Below are 10391 nucleotides of genomic sequence, written 5' to 3' on the forward strand. Positions count from 1 at the left end.
AGACAGCCCCTTTGATAGGGGCTGTCTTATTTTCTTAACTGAATTTCTTTTTATTCGGCTTCGATGCCTTTTTCTTTGTAAAGGCGGCGGCATGCACGTCCATCGCTGTGGAAGAGATGGCAGCGATGCCCTGGAATACCAATTGTCAATGTATCACCTGTTTCAACGCCCAAAGTATCAGGCTGGCGGTAAATTACATCAGAATCAGAGCCTTTCAAGTTCATGTAGACTTGTGTTTCATTGCCGAGTTTCTCAACCATCATCACTTTGCCTTCAATTTTCGCGTCACCATCTTCAGCGCTCAGCAAGTGCTCTGGACGCACACCTAATGACATACGCTCGCCGCGAGTGATCGTGGTGCCATCGACCAAAATCCAAAATGAGGTTCCATTAGAGAGTTGAACTTTCACGCGTTCGGCTTCGACATCTTCGATGAATACGCTCATGAAGTTCATTTTAGGAGAACCGATGAAGCCTGCGACGAAACGATTTTCTGGGTAATGATACAACTCAAGTGGTTTGCCTACTTGTGATACGAAACCAGCATCCAAGACCACGATTTTGTCAGCCATTGTCATTGCTTCGACTTGATCATGGGTAACGTAAATCATAGTACAGCCCAATTTGCGTTGCAGTTTGGTTATCTCTGAACGCATCTGTACGCGCAGCGCTGCATCTAGGTTAGACAGCGGCTCATCAAGCAAAAAGACATTCGGTTGTGAGACTAAAGTACGCCCAATCGCGACACGCTGACGTTGGCCACCTGAAAGAGACTTAGGTTGACGTTCGAGCAAATGGCTGAGCTGGAGAATATCGGCGGCGTGCTCAACACGTTGCTCGATCTCCTTTTTATCGGCTTTGGCCAACTTTAGGCCAAAAGACATGTTGTCGAAAAGATTAAGGTGCGGGTAGAGCGCATAGGATTGAAATACCATGCCGACGCCACGTTTAGAAGGTTCAACATCATTCATTCGCTTATCGCCAATAAACAAGTCACCCGAGGTGATATCTTCTAGGCCTGCTATGCAACGCAGTAGGGTGGATTTCCCACAACCTGACGGACCGACAAAGACGACAAATTCGCCTTCTTGAATTTCTAAGTCGACATTTTTAGAAATTAATACATCACCGTATGCTTTACATACATTTTTTAACGTGACACTCGCCATAGAGCTCGTCCTCGATCAATATTTTTTATAAATCACTGCCCATCATTATATGAGTTTTCTTGCAGGCAATGACAGCAGGAATTGGGTAAGGTGGTTAATAATGTAAGAAAAAGGGTGATGTCTTCAAATTAAGGGAGTTTGAAGAAAGCATCACCCATCCATGCCAATGATTTAGTTCACTTCCCCTGCACATTGAGCGTCTCCCCCGTTATAAAATCAATTACCACGAACGCTCATTTATGACAGCAAACCAATCTAGCGATGTAAGCCAGTAAACGATGAGTTACTGGAAAAGGCTCTTACTATCCACTCTGGGATGACTGTATTTTGTGTGATGTGTGTGTTTGATACATCCTCCTAATTGAGTTTTTTATAGGGGGGAGTAGCGATGGATGTGATGGAGGAGGGGTTTAAGGGCTGAGTTAGATCCAGTTCAAATAATTAATGGCTGTTAAGTGGAAGCATGTCACAAAAAGGTATTTTTTTGTGATTGAGCTCTCTAACCTTGAGCGATGATGATCACGAAAATAGTCCATAATATCGAGGGCGTAGGGCGTAGGAGGATGAGTCAAGTTAGGTTTTCTCTGATTATATATGACGAAATACGGCGAAACCTGTTGGTGAGCCCTACAACACAAAAATAAAAAGGATATGAACATGAAAAACGCCCTAAGCACAGTCGCGCTAAGTACTCTAGTTGCTCTTGGTTCGTTTGGTGCACATGCTGCTATTGAAGAAGGACAACTCACCATTTGGATTAATGGTGATAAAGGCTATAACGGTTTGGCTGAAGTGGGTAAGAAATTTGAGGCGGACACGGGTATCAAAGTGACCGTGGCTCACCCTGACGCACTTCAAGATAAATTCCCACAAACCGCAGCAACGGGTGATGGACCTGATATTGTGTTCTGGGCTCATGACCGTTTTGGTGGTTATGCAGAAGCTGGCTTGCTGGCTGAAATTAAACCTTCAAAAGCGATTCAAGAGGGTATCGTGGATTTTGCCTGGGATGCGGTGAAATACAACGGTAAAATCATCGGCTACCCAGTCGCGGTAGAATCCTTGTCTCTCATCTATAACAAAGATCTTGTGCCAAACCCACCGAAAAGCTGGGAAGAAGTGGAAGCGTTGAACGCCAAACTTAAGAAAGAGGGCAAAACGGCCATCATGTGGAACTTGAAAGAACCGTATTTCACATGGCCTCTTATGGCGGCTGATGGCGGTTACGCATTCAAATACACGATTGATGGCTATGATGTGAAAGATGCGGGTATCGCGAATAAAGGCGTAAAAGACGCGATGAACTTCGTGAAAGGCTTAGTGGACAAAGGCGTGATCTCTCCGGATATGGACTACTCTGTTTCTGAAGCTGCGTTTAACCAAGGTAAAACGGCAATGACGATCAACGGTCCGTGGGCTTGGGGCAACATTGAAAAATCAGGCATTAACTACGGTGTGACGACATTACCGAAATTTAACGGGCAATCTTCCAAGCCGTTCGTGGGCGTATTGACGGCTGGTATCAGCACCGCTTCTCCAAATAAAGATCTCGCGATTGAGTTTATCGAAAACTACTTACTCACCAATGATGGTCTGCGCATGGTCAATAATGATAAACCTCTTGGCGCGGTGGCTCTTAACTCTTTCCAACGTGAGCTTGATGCAGATACACGCATCGCCGCGACAATGGATAACGCAATGAATGGCGAAATTATGCCGAACATCCCTCAGATGAATGCATTTTGGGGCAGCGCGAAAAGTGCAATTATCAATATTGTAGATGGCCGCCAAACTGTCGATGCCGCACTGGCTGATGCAGAAAAACAAATGACTAAATAATTCGGTTTTGGTCCAGCCCTTAAGGAGAGGGTAACCTCTCCTTCATTTTACGTTTATATCGCTAGCAGGTTCTTCTATGCAGTCAGTTCAAGGTACAGATGTTTTGTCAGCACCCGAAACGGCACTTCCTTCCAGTAAAAATGTGCTCATTAAATGGGCATTATTAGGTACGGTTGGTATCGTTAACGGTTACGCCACTATTCTTATGTATTCTCGCGGTGAGCTCGCCTTTGCGCTGCTTACTCTCATTCTTACCGCTCTGGCCCTTTATATTTTCGGCAGTAAACATACTTACGCACACCGCTATATTTATCCGGGTATCGCGGGAATGATCTTATTCATCCTCTTTCCTTTGGCCTACACCGTTGGTCTGGCTTTTACTAACTACAGTGCTAAAAACCAACTCTCTTTAGAACGTGCACAAACCGTGCTGTTGGATCGAACTTATCAGGGCGGGGAAAGCTATCCTTTCACTCTATACAAAACGGAAAGTGGTTATCGAATTGCAATCGAAGATGGAGAGCAGACGCTCGCTACCGACGTGTTTTCCTTAAATGGCTTATCGGTGACCGATATGGACCTTCAACCTATTGAGGGTATTGAGGGCACCAAAGAGCCGATTAAAACCATTATTAATCACCGTGCTACGTTGAGCTCAATTGATCTGCATTTCCCTAGTGGTGAAGATGTACGCATGAGTGGCTTGCGCAAGTTTGCCGCCGTATCGCCGCTTTACACCATGCAAGATGATGGCGAAACGCTGGTCAATAATCAAACAGGCGAAATACTACGGCCGAATATGGATGTTGGCTTTTATCAACCAGTGGACGAAAGTGGTCAATTTATCGGTTCGACAGTATCGCCTGGTTTTGTGGTGAAAATTGGCACACATAACTTTGAGCGTGTATGGAAAGATGACGGTATTAAAGAGCCTTTCATCAATATTTTTATCTGGACGGTCGTTTTCTCAACCTTAACCGTGATTTTCACTCTTATGATAGGGTTAGTGTTGGCTAGTGTTGTGCAATGGGAAGAGCTTAAAGGCCGCGCCGTTTACCGAGTGCTATTAATCCTGCCTTATGCTGTTCCTGCCTTTATTTCTATTTTGATCTTCAAAGGCTTGTTCAACCAAAGCTTTGGTGAGATCAATATGGTGCTCAACAGTATTTTTGGCATTAGTCCTAGCTGGTTCTCAGATCCCTTTCTCGCTAAAAGTATGGTGCTGATCGTCAATACTTGGCTTGGTTTTCCTTACATGATGATTTTGTGTATGGGTCTTTTGAAAGCGATTCCAGAGGATTTATATGAAGCATCGGCGATTGATGGTGCAGGTTTTTTACACAACTTTACCCGTATCACATTGCCGCTCATGATCAAACCAATGACTCCGTTACTTATTGCGAGCTTTGCATTTAACTTTAACAACTTTGTGATGATTCAACTTCTGACACAAGGTGGCCCGAATATGATTGGTACTTCAGAGCCAGCCGGTTACACCGATTTACTCGTAAGCTATACCTATCGTATTGCGTTTGAAGGAGCTGGTGGTCAAGACTTCGGTTTGGCTAGTGCCATCGCAACCTTGATCTTCTTACTGGTTGGTGGGTTAGCACTACTCAACTTACGTTTTACGAAGCTGTCACAGAATTAAGGAGTAATCGTTATGGCGATGGTACAAGGTCAATCTCTCAAATATCGCTTATGGGCGACTCATGTTGCTCTGTGGGCATTTTTATCGCTGATCATTTTTCCACTATTGATGGTCATTGCGATTTCATTTCGTGAAGGGAACTTTGCCACGGGCAGTTTGATCCCAGATAATCCCTCTCTAGAACACTGGAAATTGGCATTAGGTTTTGCCGTCACTAATGCTGATGGCTCTGTTACACCGCCGCCATTTCCGGTTCTGACTTGGTTATGGAATTCAGTGAAAGTAGCAGGCATTACTTCAGTGCTCATTGTGGCCCTATCGACAACATCTGCTTATGCCTTTGCGCGCATGCGTTTTAAAGGTAAAGACACCATCCTAAAAGCGATGATGATTTTTCAAATGTTCCCAGCGGTACTGGCACTGGTTGCGATGTATGCACTGTTTGACAAATTAGGTCAATACATCCCATTTCTTGGCTTAAATACGCATGGTGGTTTAATTTTCTCCTACCTAGGTGGTATCGCACTGCACGTATGGACGATCAAAGGCTATTTTGAAACGATAGATAACTCATTAGAAGAAGCGGCTGCTTTAGATGGAGCTACACCATGGCAAGCCTTTAGACTGGTGCTGCTACCACTCTCTGTGCCGATTCTTGCGGTTGTGTTTATTCTCTCGTTTATTGGGGTGGTTGGTGAAGTACCAGTGGCATCTTTGCTACTTTCTGATGTAAACTCATATACATTAGCGGTGGGTATGCAGCAGTATCTTTATCCTCAGAACTATTTGTGGGGAGATTTTGCAGCAGCAGCAGTGTTGTCTGCTTTACCTATCACTGTCGTATTTTTGCTTGCACAGCGCTGGTTAGTCGGAGGACTTACGGCCGGTGGTGTGAAAGGATAATAACGATAGGGCGACCGTGAGGTCGCCCATATTGTATTAGCTTAACGTATTTGGTTTGGCCGCCGATCAGTTAAGTAATATGCAAATCTGGCGTTACGCATAGCTGGCTGTTAGCTTTATTCCTTACTATCCAACAAACTAACAGTTTTTGTAACCAGGACCCGAGCATTGCTTGGGTTTTTTTATACCTGTACTAAAGGGTGCTATTGGTAACGCGCATGCAGTATATGATGAATTGAATGTCTCAAAAGTGAAATGGTGTTTGGATGCGACCCACATCTGAAATCTTTGTGTAACGTCGTAAAGGAAGGCTAAAAAATTAGAACTCACGGCTAGAAGGGGCGCAGCCTAAGTATTGCAAAAGGACATATAAGCTCTCTTGCTGCAGCGCAACGCGGCGAAACAAATCGGCGAAGGTGTCATCTCCGCCAAAGCAGGCACGGATATAGTGGTTAATTTCTTGGGGTTGGTAACCTTCAACGTAAAGCGTTCGGACCCAGTGATACTCAATTGACTTTGGGTCGACTAACGTCGATTCGCTCAAGGTAATCTCTCTGAGAGTCAAAGTCTTTTCCTATCATCGATGCAAAATTTCAGAGGGCTCGATTTAAGCAGATAAAGATGAAGAAAAAATGACAACTGAGCGTATCATGGGTGGTTATTTTAAGTACTTAACGTGAGCTTCCATCTCTTCTCCTATCTCTTTACGCATGTTCATTAAGCGTATCGCTGATTGGCGTAGGGCAATATCTTCTGCTGTTTGCGGCACCCATTCGGGTATAGGGGTGGGCTTGCCTTGCCCATCGACAGCCACCATGATGACAATACAATGGGTAGTCAGCTGGTTTTTCAACTCTTTTGGATCGCTCGCTTGCACATCAATGGCAATATGCATTGAGCTCGTTCCCGTATAAATGACTTTTGCGCTGACTTCAACGAGGTTCCCTACGTGGATAGGAGCGACAAAGCGGATCCCTCCCGCATAAGCGGTGATGCAATATTTACCACTCCAGCCTGCAGAGCACGCATAGGCCGCTAGATCTATCCATTTCATGACAGCGCCACCGTGGACTTTACCACCGAAATTCACATCACCGGGCTCTGCTAAAAAACGCAAAGTTATTGCACGTTGGCCACTACTCATTGGGGAATCCTTGTTTTTTATTAACGGAATCATAAATAACAAAGCGTTAACCAAACTGCAATATTATTTTGAATGCAGCAGATATAAAAAATCCTCTTAGTTGCCTAAGAGGATTTTTAAAGCCGAGCGGTACGAGTTATTTACTTTATGTTGTACCTTATTGAGCCAACTGAGCGTTAGTTATTCAGTTGCGTTAATAATAGTTTAAACAGTATTTCGACGTAACTGTTCGATCGAACAGGTTCTATCTCTGATGAGATTGTTTAGCGTGATTTCTCCAATAACCTAAGGAGAAGTCACATGACTATTTCAATTTATTCACATACCTTTCAAAGTGTCCCTCAAGCTGATTATGTGTCATTGCTGAAGTTACGCTATAAGGTTTTTTCGCAACGCTTGCAGTGGGAGCTAAAAACAAATCGAGAAATGGAGACTGATGAGTACGACGTTCCAGAAGCACACTATTTGTATGCCAAAGAGGAACAGGGTCATTTAGTGGGGTGTTGGCGAATTTTGCCAACGACGTCGCGTTATATGCTTAAAGATACTTTTTCGGAATTACTCGGTGTGCAGCAAGCACCCAAAGCAAAGGAGATTTATGAGCTGAGTCGTTTTGCGGTCGATAAAGATCATTCGGCGCAATTGGGCGGCGTGAGTAATGTTACGCTGCAGATGTTTCAGTCGCTGTATCATCACGCCCAGCAATATCACATCAATGCCTATGTAACGGTCACATCGGCCAGTGTGGAAAAATTGATTAAGCGGATGGGGATCCCATGCGAAAGACTCGGTGATAAAAAAGTGCATCTTTTGGGAAGTACACGTTCTGTCGCTTTGCATATTCCAATGAATGAAGCATATCGTGCAAGTGTCAATGCATAAGCCTTATAAATAGGGATTGATATAGCCACCTAAAATAGCTTTAGTGATCGCTTGGTAGCGATTCGTCGCGCCAAGCTTTTTACAAGCATTACTGAAATGGAACTTCACGGTACGTTCTGACGTATTAATAATCGTGGCAATTTCCCAAGCGCTTTTGCCTTCGGCCGCCCAAGCTAAGCATTGTACTTCACGTGCGGTGAGCACCGCTCTCGGTTTTGCGTCTTTATGGTAACGGGTGATGTTGCCAATATTATGAGCCAGTAACGGTACAATGAGCTGTGAAGTATGGATACTTTGTTGATTCAAATCGTAAGACTTGGTATCTGAGGTTGCAAAACTTATCATGCCAAATTCCCCCCTAAGTCCATGGATTGGAATACTAAATCCCGCTTTGAGTCCATTGCAACGCGCCTCTTCGAAAATGACTCGTCCATCATCATTGACCCGCTTAGCGTCATCCCAGCGAATGGGCAAAAAATTGGTAATGCTGTATTTGACAATTGGATCGATATGCATGAAGCCTGATTCATCATATTGCTGTCGCCAGCTATTGGGGTAATTGTCCGTGACAAGCGTTTCACTAGTTTTTAACGTGGGTTGAAAAGAGAGGCCAAAGAGGAAAAATTCATGATCAATTAAGTTATTGAGCCCATTGAGTACATTTTCCAAATCACCGTGGCTAGTGATTTGTTGGTTCTCTTGGATCAGTCTCAGAATTTTGTACATAAGCCGAAAGTTCTAGATTGCGTCGTACTATATTGGCATTTATATCAAAAAAAACCGTAACAGTACGAGCAAATAATGAAATAGTTTATCTATTTGGCGGGAAAATCTAGTTCAAATGTCGGTTTTGGCCGCAATCTATCTATACCACCTGAATGGTTACTTCATTTTCACGAGCGAATGCATCAATTTCTTCTGGTGGTTGAGCATTGGTAATGATCAAATCTACATCGGCAATTGTGCCTAGCTTCACCATGGCATTACGCCCGAATTTACTGTGGTCGACACCGAGATAAACACAGCGACTATTTTCGATGATCGCCCGTTTGACTCTCACTTCGTGATAATCGAAATCTAAAAGTGAGCCATCATAGTCAATGCCGCTAATCCCTAAAATACCGAAATCGAGACGAAATTGTGAAATGAAATCCAAAGTGGCTTCACCCGTCACGCCACCGTCTTTATTGCGCACTTCACCGCCCGCTAAGATGACATTGAAATCCGGTTTGGCCATTAAAATCGTCGCCACGTTAATGTTGTTGGTGACAATGCGCAGATTTTCGTGATTGAGCATTAATGCCCGAGCGATAGCTTCAGGTGTCGTGCCTATGTCGATAAAGAGCGTTGCGCCATCGGGAATGTGTTTGACTAGCTCGGCAGCCACTTTCTCTTTTTCTTGCTGATAAGTTACTTGGCGAGTGTGGTAAGAGGAGTTTTCAGAACTAGACGCGATGGTAGCGCCGCCGTGATTGCGTCGTAACTTATTGGCATCTGCAAGTTCGTTGAGATCTCGGCGGATGGTTTGTGGGCTGACATTGAATCGCTCGACTAAATCATCGGTACTCACAAATCCGTGTGTTTGAACTAATTCGATAATTTCTTGATGGCGTTTAACTGCTTTCACCTTAAATATCCTTATTCATTGAAGCTTAAATAGGTCAATACCTTGAATGCTTACTGTGCGTAAGGCACTACGACTTTGTGAGTGTACGGTTTAATCGACCAAATTCAATCATTAGTGAATGGGATACGCGAGTATTTGCTCGTTTTAAGTGATAATTCACATTAAACGAACATTATAGGCTCTTTATGGAACATAGTTATGTTTCTTGGAATGTGGCACATTGATTCCGTCCAGCGAGCTTGGCTTTATAAAGTGCTTTGTCTGAGCGGCGATAAATTTCGAAAAAATCGGCATCGTTGCCCGCAATTTCAGAGATACCGCAACTGATACTAAAGTGTGCGCCGTTGTCAAAAAATGCGTATGCATAAAATTCTTTACGTAAACGATCTGCCACTTGAAAGGCCTCATGCGCATTGGCCTTATGCAGAACAATCAGAAACTCTTCACCACCAATTCTACCGCAGGCGTCGCCATGGCGTGTGTGCTTTCTCGCCATCTCTGCTAACTGCCAAATCACGTCATCTCCTCGCTGGTGGCCATAGGTGTCGTTTACTAACTTGAAGTTGTCGATATCAATGGCAATACAACTTATCGGATAATGATCACGCTGAGCCAACGTAAATTCATTGCACGCTTCCCGCCACAGCTTGCGGCGATTGTAGAGCTGCGTTAAGTCATCGGTATTGGCCAGAGTGTGTAGTTGCTCTCGCAGTTCGACAATATCGGTAATCTCAGTAGAAACACCGATAAGGCCAATCACTTCACCGGTTTGTGTACTTAGAATAGGTTTCTTTATGGCGCGGTAGACGCGTACTTTGGTATCCAATTTTGCTTGTGCACGTTCTTCACTGATGAAAGGCTGTTTGGTATCAAATACCATTTGATCGCTGTGTAAAATATCGGCGAGTAGGTCATCTTGAAAAAAATCATGATCAGTTTTGCCTCTGAGTTCTTCCAAAGTTGTGCCAAACAGTTTAAGTGTTAGCTGATTTGCATACAGATACTCACCTTGGCGGTTTTTTACGAATACGTATGAACCGAGCTCGTTGAGAACAAGCTCATGCAAGGCAAACAAATTATTGCTATACACATCTTCGATGTTATCAAGAATCATTATCTGGCCACCAAATTTGCTAGGTTGCCTAACGGATCTGACGTAAAGGATCCCTCAATACA

Annotated in this window: 10 protein-coding genes; 4 read left to right on the top strand and 6 right to left on the bottom strand. The window is 44.0% G+C overall.

Going from position 1 to position 10391, the window contains the following annotated elements; translation table 11 throughout:
* Positions 1 to 50 precede the first annotated feature (50 nt).
* A complete protein-coding gene (malK, locus tag B9J87_RS03425; RefSeq protein WP_017045996.1) occupies positions 51 to 1169 on the bottom strand; it encodes a maltose/maltodextrin ABC transporter ATP-binding protein MalK in 1119 nt (372 codons plus the stop codon).
* A 657-nt stretch (positions 1170 to 1826) separates the two neighbouring features.
* Between malK and malE the strand changes: the two genes are divergently transcribed.
* The 3 genes from malE (at position 1827) to malG (ending at position 5562) form a co-directional block, all read left to right on the top strand.
* Positions 1827 to 3008 (top strand): maltose/maltodextrin ABC transporter substrate-binding protein MalE, encoded by a 1182-nt coding sequence (malE, locus tag B9J87_RS03435; protein WP_026027705.1) that lies wholly within the window; start codon positions 1827 to 1829, stop codon positions 3006 to 3008.
* Positions 3009 to 3084: 76 nt separating this feature from the next.
* On the top strand, positions 3085 to 4659 hold the full coding sequence (gene malF / locus B9J87_RS03440) for a maltose ABC transporter permease MalF (protein ID WP_094149353.1): 1575 nt from the start codon (positions 3085 to 3087) through the stop codon (positions 4657 to 4659).
* A 12-nt stretch (positions 4660 to 4671) separates the two neighbouring features.
* Entirely contained in the window at positions 4672 to 5562 is an 891-nt protein-coding gene (gene malG, locus B9J87_RS03445) for a maltose ABC transporter permease MalG (RefSeq protein ID WP_010317575.1), read from the top strand.
* Between the two features lie 319 nt (positions 5563 to 5881).
* Here malG and B9J87_RS03450 read toward each other — a convergent pair whose 3' ends face one another.
* Together B9J87_RS03450 and B9J87_RS03455 are read right to left on the bottom strand one after the other, a co-directional pair.
* Positions 5882 to 6127, bottom strand: a complete 246-nt coding sequence (locus tag B9J87_RS03450; RefSeq protein ID WP_017047197.1) for a hypothetical protein — start codon at positions 6125 to 6127, stop codon at positions 5882 to 5884.
* Between the two features lie 93 nt (positions 6128 to 6220).
* Positions 6221 to 6706 carry an acyl-CoA thioesterase gene (locus B9J87_RS03455; RefSeq protein WP_026027856.1) on the bottom strand — a complete coding sequence of 162 codons (486 nt, stop codon included), beginning with the start codon at positions 6704 to 6706 and terminating at the stop codon, positions 6221 to 6223.
* 300 nt (positions 6707 to 7006) lie between these two features.
* On the opposite strand from B9J87_RS03455, the gene B9J87_RS03460 reads away from it, so the two are divergent.
* Positions 7007 to 7588, top strand: a complete 582-nt coding sequence (locus tag B9J87_RS03460) for an acyl-homoserine-lactone synthase (protein WP_017046000.1) — start codon at positions 7007 to 7009, stop codon at positions 7586 to 7588.
* A 3-nt stretch (positions 7589 to 7591) separates the two neighbouring features.
* Here B9J87_RS03460 and B9J87_RS03465 read toward each other — a convergent pair whose 3' ends face one another.
* From B9J87_RS03465 to B9J87_RS03475, 3 genes are all read right to left on the bottom strand, one after another.
* Positions 7592 to 8314: a helix-turn-helix transcriptional regulator gene (locus tag B9J87_RS03465; protein ID WP_094149354.1), complete on the bottom strand. Its 723-nt coding sequence runs from the start codon at positions 8312 to 8314 to the stop codon at positions 7592 to 7594.
* Between the two features lie 139 nt (positions 8315 to 8453).
* Positions 8454 to 9215, bottom strand: coding sequence for a DeoR/GlpR family transcriptional regulator (locus tag B9J87_RS03470; protein ID WP_013868063.1), 762 nt, complete (start codon positions 9213 to 9215; stop codon positions 8454 to 8456).
* Positions 9216 to 9411: 196 nt separating this feature from the next.
* Positions 9412 to 10329 (bottom strand): GGDEF domain-containing protein, encoded by a 918-nt coding sequence (locus B9J87_RS03475; RefSeq protein WP_094149355.1) that lies wholly within the window; start codon positions 10327 to 10329, stop codon positions 9412 to 9414.
* Positions 10330 to 10391: the final 62 nt, after the last annotated feature.

Origin of the sequence: Vibrio sp. V19_P1S1T109 (assembly GCF_002241375.1) — a bacterium.
Taxonomy (GTDB): domain Bacteria; phylum Pseudomonadota; class Gammaproteobacteria; order Enterobacterales; family Vibrionaceae; genus Vibrio; species Vibrio anguillarum.